Source organism: Hymenobacter norwichensis DSM 15439 (genome assembly GCF_000420705.1).
Classification (GTDB): domain Bacteria; phylum Bacteroidota; class Bacteroidia; order Cytophagales; family Hymenobacteraceae; genus Hymenobacter; species Hymenobacter norwichensis.
Map to the genome: position 1 here is coordinate 444130 of NZ_ATVL01000006.1, position 16786 is coordinate 460915.

The window sequence follows — 16786 nt, forward strand, 5'->3', positions numbered from 1 at the left end:
GGACAAGGAAGAGTGCCCTTCCCAGTGATATTGTGCGCTTTAGCCAGCAGCAATAAGCATAAACCGGCGAATAAGCACGGCTAGCCACACTTATTCGCCGGTTTATCACAGCAAGTATTTTTAGCGAATCTGCCAGCGGAAAGCCAACTGCGGCTGGCCAGTAGGTGCTGCCACTCCAACGGCGCTAGGCGCCAAACGTTGAAAAATACTGCCCGTACGGTGAGCCGCCGGCTGACCAGCATTATAGGCATTTACGGCCTGCTCGAAATGCTCGTTGGTGTGGCGCGTGATGAATACGTTGGACAGCAAACTTGCGCCTATTATGCCCAGCGTGACTTTCTGGGCATTGCTGAAGTAGTGCCGGTCACCGTCGCCGCTCAGTACTTGGGCGCCATACGTTGCTACCCCGCCCACAAACACCAACCGCTCCCCCAAAAATAGCCACTTCTGCCGCCGATACTGATTCAGGTTCTCCAAAGCCTCAGTATTGTCCTTGAGGTAGGGCCGCAACTTTTGCCCGAAGAAACCGGCATTCTGATAGTCATTATCAGTAGGGTCTTGCTTTGTAGCGAAGTAAAAATTCTTCTGCACCCCGTTCAGTCCCCGATTCTGATCTTCGGGGCTTAGATTAATCGAAGTAACGGTTTGTTGGGCCTGTAGCGAGTGGATGCTTAGTAGCCCCAAAACACTAAACGAGACAAGTAAGGAGCGGTGTGTGAACATAGTGGGCAGAACGGAGTAGCGCATAATAGTACAAATGTAAGCAGCTGCAAAACAAGAAACTAGGCCTTTTTGCAGTAAAAAAATTCTAAAAATAGCCCAACAAAATATCTGGGTTATACGTTCTGGGCGCAGTACTTATATTTTCCTTTCACCACTGTATCTGCCATGAAATTCAACTTCACCCCGTCCCGTCGCTCTTTCTTGCTGGCTGCTATTCCGGCTGCGCTGGTTTTTGCAAGCTGCGGCAACGATGACGACAACACCCCGGCTACGCCCTCCCAAGGCAAGGTGCTGTTTTCGCACGCTGCTCCTACTGCCAGCTCTCAAGTGAAAGTATTGGCCAACGATAAAGATTTAGGAGCTCTCAACTATGGCTTTACGGGAAGTTACCTAACGCTAGATGCTGGTGCTCAAGTTGTTAAAATCAACGACGCTAGCTCCAACGTAACGGCCGTAACGCAAACCGTTACCGTTGAAAAAGACAAAAACTATTCGGTGTTTGCCTACTCGCCTACTGCGTCGTTGGGCTCAGTTGCAGCCTTGGCTGTTACCGACGACCTAACCGCACCCGCCACTGGCAAAGCCAAAATCCGGTTGGTACACTTGGGAGTAAGCGCGCCCAGCCAGGTGAGCCTCTCGCAGCCCGGCGCAGTGGGAGCTACCGACATCATTCCGAATGTGTCGTTTGCCAATAGCTCTCAGTTCGTGGAAATTACCCCCGGCACATACGGGTTAGCCATTTCAACCGGCACTGGAGCCACCGCAACCACTGAAACCCTAGTAGGCGACGGTACTGGCACAGGTACGGGCACCAAAGCATACGTAGCCGGTAAACTGTACACGGTAGTGTTGCGCGGTATCAAGAGCACCACCGTTGCTCAAAACTTACGGCTGCAAGCAGTTATTGTAGAGAATAATTAGTAGCCAGTAGCCCACCTAGTATCAACGTAAAAAGCCTGCTTTGTAGAAAGAGCAGGCTTTCTGTATTGTATAGTCTGAATAACAAATTGGCTATCTTTGTAGTTGACTCGCAAAAAACTTCCTATATCATGGTTGAGACCAAGACTACGGCTTACGTTCCGTACAAAGTGAAAGATATGAGCCTCGCGGAGTGGGGCCGCAAGGAAATCCGTCTGGCTGAAGCTGAAATGCCCGGTCTGATGGCGTTGCGTGAGGAGTTTGGCAATTCAAAGCCGCTGGAAGGCGCGCGTATTGCCGGCTGCCTGCACATGACCATTCAAACGGCCGTGCTCATCGAAACCCTGATTGCGCTGGGTGCTGAGGTTACGTGGTCGTCGTGCAATATCTTCTCCACTCAGGACCATGCCGCTGCCGCTATTGCTGCTGCTGGTACTCCGGTATATGCCTGGAAAGGCATGAACGAAGAGGAGTTCAACTGGTGCATCGAGCAGACGCTGTTTTTCGGCGAGAAGCGCGAGCCTCTGAACATGATTCTCGATGACGGCGGTGACCTGACCAACATGGTGCTGAACCAGTTCCCCGAACTGGCCGCAGGCATCAAAGGCCTGTCGGAGGAAACTACTACGGGTGTACTGCGTCTGCTGGACCGTGTGAAAAACGGCACTCTGCCGATGCCGGCCTTCAACGTAAACGACTCGGTTACCAAGTCGAAGTTCGACAACAAATACGGCTGCAAGGAGTCGGCTGTGGATGCTATCCGCCGCGCCACCGACGTAATGATGGCCGGTAAAGTAGCAGTAGTAGCTGGCTACGGCGACGTAGGAAAGGGTACGGCTGCTAGCTTGTCGGGTGCTGGTGCCCGCGTTATCGTAACGGAAATCGACCCCATCTGCGCCCTGCAAGCCGCCATGGATGGCTTCGAGGTGAAGAAAATGGAAAACGCCATTCCGCGCGCTGACATCGTAATTACCACCACTGGTAACTGCGACATCATCCGCGAAGAGCATTTCCGGGCCCTGAAAGACAAAGCTATTGTCTGCAACATCGGCCACTTCGACGATGAAATCGACATGGCGTGGCTTAATAAAAACTACGGCCACACCAAAGACACTGTGAAGCCGCAGGTTGACCTCTACAACATCGACGGTAAAGAGGTTATCATTCTGGCTGAAGGCCGCCTCGTGAACCTGGGTTGCGCCACTGGCCACCCTTCGTTCGTGATGTCGAACTCGTTCACCAACCAGACGCTGGCGCAGTTGGAGCTGTGGCAGAACGCCGATAAATACGAAAACCAGGTGTATACTCTGCCCAAGCACCTCGACGAGAAAGTAGCCCGCCTGCACCTCGCCAAGATTGGTGTAGAGCTGGACGAGTTAACGTCGAAGCAAGCTGACTACATCAAAGTACCCGTAGCTGGCCCGTTCAAGTCGGACCTGTACCGCTACTAAATCACAGATTATTCGAAGTAAGAAACGGATGCATTTCTTACTTCAGCGTTAATTAAAAAGGGCTGCCAAAACTGGCAGCCCTTTTTGTTTGGGTTTACGAAGGGTTAGGCTACTGAAGCAGTTACGCCCAGCCGCTCACGCACTGCCGGGCCCACTATCTGCCCAAATAGCTCGGTGGAACGTAACACCGTCTCGTGTGGCATACCCTCTAGCATCAGCTGGCCGATGAAACGCGTGTTGCCGAACAGGCCGTGCAGGTATACCAGCTTCTCGATGATTTCCTGTGGAGAACCTACAAATAGCGGACCCTGCGGTCCGCGTAAGTAGTCGAACTGCTGCCGCGACATAGGTGGCCAACCCCGCTCCCGGCCAATACGATTCATCACCAGGGCATAGGCCGGGAAAAACTCATCGGCCGCCTGCCGAGAGTTTTCGGCTAGGTGGAAGTGGCAGTTGAGGCACAGCGGCAGCGCGCCTGTATGACCCGCCTGCTGGGCCGCCCGGCGATGCAGCTCAGCAAACGACACGTACTGCGCCGGGGCTCCGCCGAGAATAGCAATGGTCAGGCCCAACCCCAACGAGCCAGCCCGAGCTGCCGAAGCAGGTGTGCCGCCCACGCCAATCCAGATGGGCAGCTTAGGCTGCAAAGGACGCGGGTACACACCTTTGCCCGCAATACTTGGCCGGAGCTTGCCCTGCCAGCTTACCACTTCCTGTTCATTCAGCTGCAACAGCAGGCCGAGCTTCTCGGTGAACAAGGCATCGTAATCCTGCAAATCCTGCCCGAACAGTGGAAACGACTCGATGAAGGAGCCCCGGCCGGCAATGATTTCAGCCCGGCCGTTGGAAATCAAATCGAGCGTGGCGAAATTCTGGAACGTGCGCACTGGGTCAGTGGAGCTGAGTACCGTAACGGCGCTGCTGAGCCGCACGCGGCTGGTAACGGACGCTACTGCCGCTAGCACCATCTCCGGCGACGATACCACGTAGTCGGCCCGGTGATGCTCCCCGATGGCTACTACGTCTAGGCCGGCTTCATCGGCGCGGCGGCCTAAGGCTACGAGTTCCTGGGTGCGTTGGGCCGCGGCCGTGTCGCCACCCGCTACGTGGGCCGGGGCTACTTCGCCAAATGAGCTAATGCCAAGTTCCATATAATTAAATCAGGTAGGTACATGAATGCGGTTGCCTAACGCGGCAGCTTTACGATTTGTTTATCGGCCAATCCGTAAAAGTGTTGTTTGCGCAGGTAGATGTTTGGCTGCTGATATTCGCTGCCAGCTACAGCTTTATTCTTTCGTTAGAAACTGTTGGCCTGTCAGTTTCTCGGAGTGCTGCCAAAGCTGCTGGGCATTTTCGAGCGTATTGTAGCCTGATTTCACGGCTTCCGGACGTTTCTTCACAAAGTAGCCGCCGTTGGTGTCGGCTACTTCCGGGTCCGTGGCCAGGTAGATGCTAGTTTGGGCGCCTTCCTCCGAGGACGTCATAAACGGCGCCGCTACTTTATAAAATGCCTTGGTAAACCAGTTAGAGCTTTGGCCGAAGCTGCTGGCTACCACGCCGGGGTGCAGGCTATTGGTGGTAACGTTGATGATGCCGTACTGCCGGAGCCGCCGGGCCAACTCCTGCGTGAACATGATGTTGTAGAGTTTGGAGTTGGCGTAGGCCCGCATAGGCGAGTAGCCGCCAGCCACTTCCAGCGTCTTGAAATCGGGTTTGGCAAACTGGTAGGCCATGGAAGCTACGTTGACAATCCGGGCTGCTGAACTCTGCTGTAGCTTATCCAGCAGCAAGTTGGTGAGCAGAAAAGGTCCCAGATGGTTGGTAGCCAGTGTCAACTCATAGCCGTCGGCGGATACCTGCCGGTCGTCGCCTAGCACCAGTCCGGCGTTGTTGATCAGTACATCCAGGTGGCCGTAGCGCTGCCGAAACTCCTCGGCCGCCCGCCGTACCTGCCCCAGGTCGGATAGGTCGCAGAGCAATACATCTACGCGGTGGCCGGGCTGGGCCACCTGCTGAATTTTGTGGCGGGTGCGGGCAGCCTTATCAGCGTTGCGGGCCAGCAGCACCACATGAAACCCTTGCTGAGCTAGTGCTTGGGCCGTAACGGTACCAATACCAGCTGTGGCCCCCGTAACGAGGGCAATTTTTTCGGAGGATTGAGTCATATACAGAAGCAGATTGAATGGCCTGTATACGGACACAACGCTCTTGCAATCATTTTACACAAGCTTCGATGCTGTGCTGACTATCGCACAACCTTTAGCCGGCGACTGGGCATTGCCGACCTTCGGGAAACTGCTACCCGAATTATATAAGAGCCAGCATTGAGGTGGGCAAGGGAAAGATTGACGGTTGCCGTCGAGCAAGGGGCTGCACCCGTATCCTGAGGTAGCTGTAGTGTAGGATAGTTGAGCTGTAGGCATAGTCTGCTGCGGTGCGCTGTAGTGCAGGCTTTGATTGCCCCCATTGGAGAGAGGGTAACCTGCCCGCGCAAAACCCCGATATTTGCTTGCGCTATGCCCCAGGTCCCGCTGTCCGTCGTCATTATTACCTTCAACGAAGAAGCCAACATTGCCCGTTGCCTCGAAGCCGCCCGGCCCATTGCCGACGAGCTAGTAGTGGTGGATAGCTTTTCAACGGACCGCACCGCGGAAATCTGCCGCCAGCTAGGTGCTCGGGTAGTGCAGCACGCTTTCGAAGGCTATGTGGAGCAAAAAAACTACGCCACCGCCCAAGCCCAACACGACTACGTGCTGCAACTGGACGCCGACGAGGTACTGACCGACGAGCTGCGCCGTAGCATTCGGGCGGCAACAGCAAACTGGCAGCACGCCGGCTACACCTTGGCCCGCCTTACCAACTACTGCGGCAGCTGGGTGCGCCACGGCGGCTGGTACCCCGACCGGAAGCTGCGCCTCTACGACCGACGGCTGGGAGCGTGGCAGGGCCTACTACTGCACGAGCGGTTTGAGGTGCAGCCTAGCCAAACGGTCGGCGAGCTGGCGGGCGACGCGCAGCACTACTCCTACAACTCCGTGGAGCAGCACGTCGGTCAGCTCAACCGCTTCACCAACATTGCCGCCGACGAGCTGTGGTTGCGCGGCAAACGGCAGGTGACGGTCTTTCATCTGCTGCTCAAGCCGTGGTGGAAGTTTGTGCATGGCTACTTTTTCCGGCTTGGCTTTCTCGATGGGTTTGCTGGTCTGTGCATTGCCACCATTTCGGCCTGGGGTGTATTCCTGAAGTTCGCCAAGCTGAAAACCCGAAAACGCCTGGCCCCATGACGTACCAAGTAGCCTATTCCATAGTATCCGCCAACCAAACCGCCGCATGAAAACCTTCCTTGTAAGCCGCACCGATGCCATTGGCGACGTAGTGCTTACCCTACCGGTGTGCGGCCGTCTGAAGCAACTTTTTCCGGGTTGCCGCGTGGTACTGATTGGCCGCACCTACACCCAAGCCATAGCCGAAGCCTGCCCCTGGGTGGATGCTTTTCTGAACTTCGACGAAATAAGCGCTCTGCCTGAGTCCGAACAGGTGCAGCTCCTGCAAGCCCAGCAGGCCGATGCCATTCTACACGTCTTTCCTAATAAGCTGCTCGCCAAGTTGGCGCATAAAGTGCGGATTCCGCTGCGCATTGGTACCCGCAACCGGCTGTTTCATTGGCTGACTTGTAACCGGCTGGTCGCCCTCAGCCGCCGTCATTCTCCGCTGCACGAAGCGCAGCTGAACCTGCAACTACTGGCCCCGCTACATTCCGAAACTGTAGTGCCGCTCACCCAACTTGCAGAATTAGTGCAGTTGCAGCCGACCGAGGTACTTGCGGCGCAGTGGCAGCAATTATTGTCTCAGCGGCAACCAGCACAGCTAAATGTGGTATTGCATCCACGCAGCCGGGGTAGTGCCCGGGAATGGGGACTGCCGCATTTTGGGGCACTGGCACGGTTGCTGCACGCGGCTGGCCACCGAGTGTTTGTAACTGGAACCTCGGCAGAAGGGGAGGAGTTGCGCGCGTGGCTGACCGAGCACCAACCATTTCTAGCCGCCGACCTGACCGGGTGCCTTACGTTGCCACAACTGCTGGCCTTTCTAAGTGCTGCCGACGGCATTGTGGCTGGTAGCACGGGGCCACTACACGTAACTGCCGCGCTAGGCCGTTACACACTTGGGCTATACCCGCCTATCCGGCCGATGCACCCAGGGCGCTGGGCACCGCTAGGTCCGCATGCTGGCTACTTAGTATTCGACCGTCCCGATTGCCAAGATTGTCGCCGTGAGCCAGCGGCGTGTACTTGTATCAAAGCATTGGCTCCCTTGCAAGTGCTGCATCAAGTTCTTGCGTGGAAACCAATGCCTAACTTGCCGAGCCAAGTTTAGGCTCCTGTTGTCTTCTATGACTGAAGTACTTGTTGCCCCTTTTTCCTTGCGTCAGCTTTATCGAGATGGGCGCTTGTCTCAGTATTTACTGCTGTTAGCTTGTGCGGCCGCCGTAGTGGGCTTATTTGCGTCTCGTGCGCTGGTTGCTTTAAGCCCGTTAGTAGGGTTAGTAGCCGCCTGTACCCAACCAAACTTTCGGGCTAGCATCAAGCAGTGGTTTCATTTGCGCACGGTGGTATGCATCGGGTTGCTCTACGTGTTTCTGATTGTCAGCGGCACTTATACCACGCAACTGGCCGTTTGGCAGCATGAGGTTTACCGGAAGCTGCCATTGCTGGTAGTGCCGCTGGCTTTTGCCGTGGCAGTCCCCCTCACAAAGCGGCAGAAATTTGGCATTGGGCTGCTATACGTAGCTTTAGCTACAGCCTTGGCTATCAGTACACTGGGGCGTTATTTGCTCAACCCGGAAGAAGCTAACCGCCTAATTAGTATTGGGCAAAACGTGCCAGCCATAACGGGTATATTCCATATTCATTTCAGCATTCTGCTGGCATTGGCATTCTTTTTTGCCCTGCTGCTGCGCCGGAACCCTTTAGCTACACTCCCGATTCGGTGGGGGTTGCTGTGTTGCGCAGTGCTGATGTTCGTAATTATGCACGTGCTGGCCTACCGCACCGGTCTAATGGTGCTCTACGCTATGATCCTATTCGATGCCGCTATCCTTATTGTGCTACAGCGTCGCTTCATGCTGGGGGCGGTTGTGCTGGTTGCCATGATCGGGTTGCCACTAGGTGCTTACTTTACTCTAGAGCCCATTCAAGGCCGGGTAGCGGTAACCTTAGAAGATATCGACCAGTATCAGTCCGGCCGTAACATCAACGATTATTCCCTGGCCAAGCGGTTTGCGGCCTGGGAAACCGCTACTATCATTGCGCAGGAGCATCCGTGGCTGGGCGTAGGCATGGCCGACGTCGATGCGGCCATGTTAGGCCAGTACAGCTACCACAGTTTTGGCTTGAAGCCCAAGAACTGGGTGATGACTCATAACCAATACTTGGAGTACTTGGTTGGAGGTGGTACAGTAGGGCTTATACTATGGTTGCTGGTATTGTTCCAACCTTTTTTGCAACCTGCGTTGCGTCAAAATCCGTACGTGATACATTTCCTACTCATGATGAGCGTCGCTAATCTGGTCGATTCGCTGCTGCAAATGCAAATCGGCTTCAACATGTTTGTATTTCTCTACGGATTTATTGTAGTGAGTGCAGAACGGGCGGCGCGCTACCCAGCTAGTATGGCCCCTTGAACGGGATAGTATAATCTGTACATTTGTCTACAAGGCGGTTTATGCACCTCCGCCGCTATTTGCTGAGCCTCTATGAGCGACTCTCCCGAACGGGTTCCGAAGTTAAGTAAGGAAGAAAAGGACCGACGGTTCCAGGCTGAACTCATGCCTGTAATCGACTCTCTGTACAATTTTGCCTTCCGCCTGACACTAGACGAAGACGATGCCAATGACCTCGTCCAGGAGACCTATTTGAAGGCATATCGGTTCTTCGAGTACTTCGAGCAGGGAACCAACGCCAAAGCATGGCTGTTTCGCATCCTGAAAAACTCGTTCATCAACGACTTCCGGAAAAAGAGCAAGCAGCCAGCCAAGGTCGACTATAGCGAAATTGAAGGCTACTATAATTCGGAAGACGTCGAGTCCGACAGTGACGTGGGTGGTTCCTCGTCCGATATGCGGCAACAAGCCGTGCGCGACCTCATCGGCGACGAAGTGGCCAGCGCACTCAACTCACTGCCCGTGGATTTTCGCACCGTCATCATCCTCTGCGACCTGGAAGGGTTTACCTATGAGGAAATGGCCAAAGTGCTGGATATCCCTATCGGAACAGTCCGTTCGCGCCTCCACCGGGCTCGTAATTTCTTGAAGGACAAGTTGGAAAAATATGCGCAATCAATGGGCTATGGTGGCCTAATTGGAAGCGCAGATGCTGACCAAGAAGACGACTCAACCGACTAATTAATATTAATCATGGAAAACACCTCTACAACGCAAACCAATTCTGTTACGCACCAGGTAGTCACACCTGCTGCTGACTGTGACCGTGTAAATATGATACTCGACCAGCTTGTAGTGGGCCATGAGCCTACCGTGGAAGACGAAGAGTATATCGTTAGCCACTCCGATGATTGCTCGCCTTGCTTCGAGGACATCACCAAACAGCAAGCTTTTATCGGCTTCCTGACCTCGTATGTAGGACGTAAAGGAGCACCAACTGCCCTGCCACAAACAATTTTGTCGCGTTTACAAGTGGAAATGGCCTAATTTTGCCCGATGCAGGGCAAAATTATTGTGTTTTCGGCTCCTTCCGGCGCCGGCAAAACGACCATAGTTCATCGGCTGCTGGATCGGATTCCAGAGCTGAACTTCTCCATTTCCGCGTGCACCCGCGACCGTCGGGGCCGGGCTGAAGCCAACGGTAAGGACTACTACTTCATTTCTGTGCAGGAATTCCAGGAGAAAATCCGGGAAGAAGCCTTCGTGGAATGGGAGGAAGTGTATGAAGGGGCCTTTTACGGCACGCTCAAATCAGAAATTGAGCGCATCTGGGAAAGTGGTAGACACGCTATTCTGGATGTAGATGTGAAAGGTGGCCTGAGTATCAAGGAGTTCTATAAAGACCGAGCCTTGGCAGTATTCGTGCGGCCTCCATCGCTGGAGGTGCTCGAAGGTCGTCTCCGTCAGCGGGCTACCGATTCTGCGTCTAGTATTTCTGCTCGTCTCTACAAGGCCAACTTCGAGCTTACGTTTGAAGACCGGTTTGATGTGACAGTGGTGAACGACGACCTAGATGAAGCTGCCGCTGCTGCTGAGAAGCTAGTGCGCGACTTTATTACCGCCGAATCGGCAGTGTTGTGAATCCGGCGGAAAACGGCAAACAACGGGTAGGCTTGCTATTTGGCTCCTTCAACCCCATTCATATTGGGCACTTGATTCTGGCGCAGCACATGGCCACTCACACCGATTTATCGGCCGTATGGTTTGTAGTGTCGCCGCAAAGCCCATATAAGGTTGGGCAGCAACTCCTACCGCAAGCAGCTCGGCTAGCGCTGGTGCAGGCCGCTATTGCTGGTAATGAGTTGCTACGCACCTCCGACGTGGAGTTTCATCTACCCAAGCCTAGCTACACCATCACTACGCTCGATCAGCTTGGTCGCCGCTATCCGCAGCACGAGTTTGTGCTGCTCATGGGTGGCGACAATTTAGCTGGGTTGGCGGGCTGGAAAGAGGTGGAGCGTATCCGGCAGGAGTTCGATATGTACGTTTATCCCCGGCCGGGGTATGAACTGCCCCGCGACGTCGCGCCTAATCCGCGCCTGCGCATTGTGGAGGCGCCGCTGCTGGATATATCTGCTACGTTCATCCGCGAATGTCTTCAGGCAGGCAAGTCAATTCGGTACTTGGTACCCGAGGTCGTGGAGCACCAGATAATCACCAACGGCTACTGGAAAGCTCATGAGCCGATGTAGGCTATTAGATATAAGACGCAAAAGGCCGCTCCGATATATCGGAGCGGCCTTTTGCGTCTTAAGTATTGAAATCAGATAGTCATGATTTCCGACTCCTTCTTGCTCATTAGGTCATCAATTTTGCTGATGTAGCTATCAGTGGCTTTCTGCACCTTGGCTTCGGCGTCTTTAATGGCGTCTTCGGCCGCACCATCCTTCAGCAGCTTGCGCAACGAGTCATTCACATCTTTGCGGATGCCGCGGATGCGTACTTTACCAGTTTCAGTTTCGTTTTTCACCTGCTTTACCAAGTCGCGGCGGCGCTCTTCCGTCATGGGCGGAATGTTGAGACGGACACCTTCTGCGTCAGAAACTGGATTCAAGCCTAGGTCGCTATTCTTGATGGCCTTTGCAACTTCTGATATCATGTTTTTCTCCCACGGCTTGATAAGCAGTGAGCGAGCATCGGGAGTTGATATGTTGGCAATTTGAGCAATGGGCGTTGGCGTCCCGTAGTAGTCTACACGCAACGAGTCGAGCATGGCCGGGGTGGCCTTACCAGCACGAATACGGCTCAACTCTGACCCCGTATGTTGCAGCGACTTGGCCATTGACTCTTCGGCTTCGCTCAGATAAAACTGAATTTCTTCGTCCATTTTTTTGAAAGAATTAAGAATTGTGCGCTAAAAAATAGGGCAAGTAAGCCATGAGTTGACTATCTGGCTCTACTTCTTGAGTAGGAACACGCTTAAGTAAGCGGATTATCGAGGCTAGGTTGCAAGCTACTGTGCTTGCTGTCCAAGGTGGCGGCGCTGTTGCCGCCGTTCATAGTGACAAGCGTACCTATAGTTTCGCCATCAATCAAGCGCTGTAGGTTGCCTTCCTTGTTCATATCAAAAACGATGATAGGCAAGTTGTTTTCCTTGCACAGCGTGAAAGCCGTCATATCCATCACGTTCAGGTTCTTCTCCATTACCTCCTCGAAGGTAATTTCCGGGTAGCGGGTAGCTGAAGGGTCCTTTTCTGGATCGGCGGTGTAAATACCATCCACTCGGGTGCCTTTCAACACAACATCCGCCTCTATTTCGATAGCGCGCAAAGAAGCTGCCGAATCGGTAGTAAAGTACGGTGAGCCGATACCTGCTCCGAAGATGACCACCCGGCCTTTCTCTAAGTGCCGTACAGCCCGCCGCCGTATATATGGCTCACATACTCGCTGAATAGTAAGGCCCGACAACAGCCGAGTGCTTACTTCCAACTTTTCCAAAGCGCTTTGCAAAGCCATTGAATTGATGACCGTAGCCAGCATGCCCATATAGTCGCCCTGCACCCGGTCGAGCCCCAAGGCTGCGGCCTGCACGCCACGGAAAATATTGCCTCCCCCAATTACCACCGCCACCTCCGTACCTGTTGCGGCCGCCAATTTGATTTCCTCGGCGTATTGCATGAGCCGAGTGGCATCAATGCCATACTGTTGCTGGCCCATCAGAGCTTCGCCGCTTAGCTTGAGCAGAATTCGTTTGTATTTCAAAATCCGAGAGATTAGGTAGGAAATCAGGGGTAAAATTTCACAGAAAAAGTTAATTCTGTGCTTGCGGCTGCATTAAAACTAGTAAAAGCTGCTCTGCCTGAAGAACGTTGAGTGCTGTGCTTGACTCGAAAGAGAGAAAAAAATGCGTGTTGCGCTGCTTAGATTCCACGGCGCGTTCCAACCAGGATATACGTTCTCCAGCTTGGTCACGCTCTGCTCGTAGCAAACGCACTTCCGCCTTTAGCACTTCCTGCGCTTGTAAATCACGGTCAAGACTTCCTCGATTTCGCGTAAGCGCTGCTTGTCGTTCATAGGAAAAGGATGAATTACCAGAGGGCAGCAAGGTAGAGTATGTAGGGTAGTCAGCTGCCGAGTACTAAACGAGCCATTTACAATCAAGTGAATTGAATAAGCACTTGGCCTTTTGTTACGTTGTCGCGAAGCTCGACTTTAATGACGCCAATTGTTCCGTCGGCTGGAGCTTTGAGAATGTTTTCCATCTTCATTGCTTCCAGTACTAGTAAGGCATCACCTTTCTGTACGGTTTGGCCTGGCTCCACCCGAACGGCTACAATAAGACCTGGCATAGGAGCTTTCAGTTCGTTCACTTTGCTGACGCCGATAGCACTCATGCCGAGCTTGCTAAGCAATAAGTCAAAGCGGTCCTTCACTTGGAGTTCCACCAATTGACCGTTCAGCTTCACCCGGAAAGTCTTGGCAGTATAGTCTGCGTCCACTACTTCGGCCACTACTGATTGGTTGTTGTAAACCATATGAAACCGGCTTTGCCCCAGCGCCGTGATGTTCCACTCAAATAGCTCATTATTGACGGTTATCGCACCGTTGGGGTGATAGTCTACATCCCAGGTTTGAGTGGAATTGGTGCTGACTTGTAGCATAAGTAGGAGGAGAGGAGCGGGGTGAAAAGGGCTTAAAGATAGTCCAAATCTCAAATAATTTCGGAACTTGAGGTCCCATACACTCCTTGCATTTTCGCATGAAATATTCGCTTCTCGGCGTTTTAAGTCTTGTTCTTGTGTGCCAGTTGGAAGCAGCAGCTCAGGCGGTTAAGTCGAGCAAGTCAGCAACCAATAAAGCTGCTCACAAGAAAACGCCAGCAGCCAGTGAGTCAGTTTCAGCCTCGCCTGCTCCCGCCTCTATAGTTGTACCATCCTGGCTGCCACCAACCAACCCGGTGCAGCCAGCCGCTACCATTGTTCACGATTTACTTGATACCAAGCTTGATGTTCGGCTGGACTGGAGCCGGCAGTGGTTACTTGGCACGGCCACGCTCACATTGCGGCCCCATTTCTACCCTCAGAATCAGGTAGTGCTTGATGCCAAAGGGTTTGACGTAAAATCGGTACGCTTGGTAACTGGCACCAAAGAGAAGAATCTCAACTTTACCTACGATAAAAAGAAGCTAACCGTCACGCTTGACCGGCAGTACAGTCGAGCTGAGCCCTACCAAGTACGTGTGCAATACACGGCTAAACCCAATGAATTAGAGGCAGGGGGGAGTGCTGCTATTACCGGGGACAAAGGATTGTATTTCATCAATCCTATGGGCACCGATAAGACCAAGCCGCGTCAGGTTTGGACGCAAGGTGAAACCGAGGGCAGTTCGTGCTGGTTTCCGACCATCGACAAGCCTAACCAGCGCATGACGCAGGAAATTAGCCTGACGGTGGAGGCCAATTTGAAAACGTTGTCCAATGGCTTGTTGGTTGGCTCCAAGAAAAACAGCGACGGTACCCGCACCGATACTTGGAAACAAAGCCTGCCACATGCTCCCTATTTGACCATGCTAGCTGCCGGCGACTTTGCTGTAATAAGCGATTCGTGGCGTGGTAAAGCGGTTGATTATTACGTTGATCCGAAATTCGCTGGTACTGCTAAAGCAGTTTTCGGTAATACGCCGGAAATGTTGACCTTCTTTTCGCAGAAGCTTGGCGTTGATTTTCCGTGGGAGAAGTACAGCCAAGTAGCCGTTCACGACTTTGTGTCGGGAGCTATGGAAAACACTACGGCCGTCACATTCGAGCAAAGCATTGTGCAGTTTACTGCCCGTGAGCTACTCGATGTGGGCTACGAGCCTGAATCCACGGTAGCGCACGAGCTGTTTCACCATTGGTTCGGCGACTATGTCACAACTGAATCATGGGCGAATCTGCCCCTTAATGAATCCTTTGCTGACTATTCTGAATTGCTATGGGCCGAGTATAAGTACGGGGCCGATGCCGCTGCTTTGGTGCAGCAGGAAAAGATGAACCGCTACCTAGAAGAGGCGCAAAGCAAACGGGAGCCGCTCATTCGCTATCACTATGCCCAGAACGAAGATATGTTCGACCGGCATTCCTACGACAAAGGCGGCCGGGTGCTGCACATGTTGCGCAAGTACGTCGGCGATGATGCTTTCTTCACTGCGCTGAACCGATATCTGACGCACAACAAGCTCTCAAGCACCGAGCTTTCCAAACTCCGCCTGGCTTTCGAGGAAACCACCGGCGAAGATTTGATGTGGTTTTTCGACCAGTGGTTTTTGCAGCGGGGACACCCCGAGTTGAAGATAACGCATAGTTATGCTGGCAACCAAGTGAGCTTGCGCGTTCAGCAACTCCAGGATTCTACATTCACGCCTATCTACCGCCTGCCCGTTACAGTTACCACTTGGGTTAATAATCAGCCAACCGACCACCGCATTGTCGTCACGAAAGCCGACCAGACGTTCCGGTTACCGGCCAATCAGCGACCCAGCCTCGTCAAATTCGATAATGAAGCCCAACTGCTAGGGCAGATAGAAGAGGAGCGGAGCCAAGATGAACTGCTCTACCAGTTCAGCCACGCCCGCAGTTATCTACAGAAATACGAGGCCATCGACCAACTCCGAAGCAAAAACTCGGATCTGACAGTAAGCGCAATGCTACGCAATGCTCTGGATGATAAGTTCTGGGCTGTTCGTTTGGCGGCCGTGCAAGCTTTGCGTCGCTACAAGGGAGCCGAAGGTAATGCCGTGCGCAAAGAGCTTCAGCGAGTAGCCACCACCGACAAGAACAATCAAGTGCGTGCCACTACCATAACCACACTGTCCGCCTTCAACAATGAAGACTACGGTGCTATTTATACCGCCGCGCTATCCGATAGTTCCTACCATGTAACTAGTGCAGCCATACAGGCACTGGCTAAGTCACCTACTCCTGATTCCCGTGAGCGTATCAATGCGTTGCAGGAAACAAAGAGTCGTGAAGTCTTAAGTGCGCTATCTGCCTATTACTCCCTCAATGGCAACTCAATCGAACAATACCAGTGGTTTCTACGCCGCCTACCCGATGTGAGTGAAGCGGATTTGTATCAGTCGTATCTGCCTAACTTTGCCACTTTCATGCTACGTATTCCGGTTGTGGAGCGAGATAAAGGCGTCCAGAAGCTAGAAAGCTTAGCGCGTACTAGTCCGCGCAATTATGTACGGCTGGGTGCCTACCGGGGGCTGAACATCTTAGCACCCAGCATGCCTACTCTAAAAGCCACAATGCAAGATATCCGTAGCAAGGAAAAGGACGAGCAAGTAAAAGCATACTATGCCCTCATGCAGTAGTCAGATGAAAAATATTTTATAGTGGCAGTTGGCGCCTTTCAATGGCTTTGGGATAATGTAATCAGTGAGTTAGCTGGTGTGCGAATAATGGAGCAGTCAGGATATCCAAAAAAAAGTAAGCTGTTTTTGAAGCGGGCGCTTGACTTACATCATAAAGCCACTAATTTTGCAACTCAATTTAACAACCTGGCTAAGTAGCCGAACTTGTTGAAGCGAGAATATTCAAAGCAAATGGCTGTGAATAAATGCTTGGGGGGGTTCCAGAGCGGCCAAATGGGACAGACTGTAACTCTGTTAGCGTAAGCTTTCGAAGGTTCGAATCCTTCTCCCCCCACAAGCAACCAACTGAACAGCCAGCAGGCGACAACCATTTTGGTTGTCTATGTTAAGCATTGGTTGATATATATGCGGGAGTAGCTCAGTTGGTAGAGCGGCAGCCTTCCAAGCTGCAGGTCGCGGGTTCGAACCTCGTCTCCCGCTCAGTGCAACTAGTTGTAAACTGTGTGACATTCGTTGTAGCTTTGCAGAAATAAAATATAAGCCGTTTTAGCTCAGTGGTAGAGCACTTCCTTGGTAAGGAAGAGGTCATGGGTTCAAATCCCATAAATGGCTCAGAATTACGAGTGCCACCAGAACAATAGCATTGCTTTTGGTGGGATCTATGAGACAAGTAAA

At 52.9% G+C, this 16786-nt stretch carries 16 protein-coding genes and 3 tRNA genes; 13 read left to right on the forward strand and 6 right to left on the reverse strand.

Annotated elements, in window-relative coordinates; translation table 11 throughout:
• Positions 1-120: 120 nt before the first annotated feature.
• Positions 121-747: a hypothetical protein gene (locus tag G536_RS0102960; protein ID WP_157530360.1), complete on the reverse strand. Its 627-nt coding sequence runs from the start codon at positions 745-747 to the stop codon at positions 121-123.
• 141 nt (positions 748-888) lie between these two features.
• Here G536_RS0102960 and G536_RS0102965 point away from each other — a divergent pair, with 141 nt between their 5' ends.
• Positions 889-1644 (forward strand): DUF4397 domain-containing protein, encoded by a 756-nt coding sequence (locus tag G536_RS0102965; RefSeq protein WP_022822095.1) that lies wholly within the window; start codon positions 889-891, stop codon positions 1642-1644.
• Positions 1645-1772: 128 nt separating this feature from the next.
• Positions 1773-3092 carry an adenosylhomocysteinase gene (gene ahcY, locus G536_RS0102970; protein WP_026879779.1) on the forward strand — a complete coding sequence of 440 codons (1320 nt, stop codon included), beginning with the start codon at positions 1773-1775 and terminating at the stop codon, positions 3090-3092.
• Between the two features lie 104 nt (positions 3093-3196).
• On the opposite strand, the gene G536_RS0102975 is transcribed toward ahcY, so the two are convergent.
• Together G536_RS0102975 and G536_RS0102980 are read right to left on the reverse strand one after the other, a co-directional pair.
• Entirely contained in the window at positions 3197-4243 is a 1047-nt protein-coding gene (locus tag G536_RS0102975; RefSeq protein WP_022822097.1) for an LLM class flavin-dependent oxidoreductase, read from the reverse strand.
• Between the two features lie 135 nt (positions 4244-4378).
• A complete protein-coding gene (locus G536_RS0102980; protein ID WP_022822098.1) occupies positions 4379-5257 on the reverse strand; it encodes an SDR family oxidoreductase in 879 nt (292 codons plus the stop codon).
• A 351-nt stretch (positions 5258-5608) separates the two neighbouring features.
• On the opposite strand from G536_RS0102980, the gene G536_RS0102985 reads away from it, so the two are divergent.
• The 7 genes from G536_RS0102985 (at position 5609) to nadD (ending at position 11006) form a co-directional block, all read left to right on the forward strand.
• Entirely contained in the window at positions 5609-6376 is a 768-nt protein-coding gene (locus G536_RS0102985) for a glycosyltransferase family 2 protein (RefSeq protein ID WP_022822099.1), read from the forward strand.
• 46 nt (positions 6377-6422) lie between these two features.
• Positions 6423-7469, forward strand: a complete 1047-nt coding sequence (locus G536_RS26015; protein ID WP_022822100.1) for a glycosyltransferase family 9 protein — start codon at positions 6423-6425, stop codon at positions 7467-7469.
• 16 nt (positions 7470-7485) lie between these two features.
• Positions 7486-8775, forward strand: coding sequence for an O-antigen ligase family protein (locus tag G536_RS0102995; protein ID WP_084708462.1), 1290 nt, complete (start codon positions 7486-7488; stop codon positions 8773-8775).
• Between the two features lie 72 nt (positions 8776-8847).
• Entirely contained in the window at positions 8848-9495 is a 648-nt protein-coding gene (locus G536_RS0103000) for a sigma-70 family RNA polymerase sigma factor (RefSeq protein ID WP_022822102.1), read from the forward strand.
• A gap of 12 nt (positions 9496-9507) precedes the next feature.
• Complete coding sequence (locus tag G536_RS0103005) at positions 9508-9801, forward strand: hypothetical protein (protein WP_157530362.1); 294 nt, start codon at positions 9508-9510, stop codon at positions 9799-9801.
• Positions 9802-9810: 9 nt separating this feature from the next.
• Complete coding sequence (gene gmk / locus G536_RS0103010; RefSeq protein WP_022822104.1) at positions 9811-10395, forward strand: guanylate kinase; 585 nt, start codon at positions 9811-9813, stop codon at positions 10393-10395.
• Complete coding sequence (nadD, locus tag G536_RS0103015) at positions 10392-11006, forward strand: nicotinate (nicotinamide) nucleotide adenylyltransferase (RefSeq protein WP_022822105.1); 615 nt, start codon at positions 10392-10394, stop codon at positions 11004-11006. Before gmk ends, nadD begins: the two co-directional genes overlap by 4 nt.
• Before the next feature lie 71 nt (positions 11007-11077).
• On the opposite strand, the gene frr is transcribed toward nadD, so the two are convergent.
• The 3 genes from frr to G536_RS32860 all read right to left on the reverse strand — a co-directional run bounded on the left by frr (position 11078) and on the right by G536_RS32860 (position 13415).
• Entirely contained in the window at positions 11078-11641 is a 564-nt protein-coding gene (gene frr, locus G536_RS0103020; RefSeq protein WP_022822106.1) for a ribosome recycling factor, read from the reverse strand.
• Positions 11642-11733: 92 nt separating this feature from the next.
• Positions 11734-12516, reverse strand: coding sequence for a UMP kinase (gene pyrH, locus G536_RS0103025; RefSeq protein WP_022822107.1), 783 nt, complete (start codon positions 12514-12516; stop codon positions 11734-11736).
• Between the two features lie 395 nt (positions 12517-12911).
• Positions 12912-13415, reverse strand: coding sequence for an acyl-CoA carboxylase biotin carboxyl carrier protein subunit (locus G536_RS32860; RefSeq protein ID WP_022822108.1), 504 nt, complete (start codon positions 13413-13415; stop codon positions 12912-12914).
• 98 nt (positions 13416-13513) lie between these two features.
• Between G536_RS32860 and G536_RS0103035 the strand changes: the two genes are divergently transcribed.
• The 4 genes from G536_RS0103035 (at position 13514) to G536_RS0103050 (ending at position 16723) form a co-directional block, all read left to right on the forward strand.
• Positions 13514-16111, forward strand: coding sequence for a M1 family metallopeptidase (locus G536_RS0103035; protein ID WP_026879780.1), 2598 nt, complete (start codon positions 13514-13516; stop codon positions 16109-16111).
• 251 nt (positions 16112-16362) lie between these two features.
• Positions 16363-16445, forward strand: a tRNA-Tyr gene (locus G536_RS0103040).
• Between the two features lie 73 nt (positions 16446-16518).
• Positions 16519-16591, forward strand: a tRNA-Gly gene (locus G536_RS0103045).
• A gap of 60 nt (positions 16592-16651) precedes the next feature.
• A tRNA-Thr gene (locus G536_RS0103050) sits at positions 16652-16723 on the forward strand.
• Positions 16724-16786 lie beyond the last annotated feature (63 nt).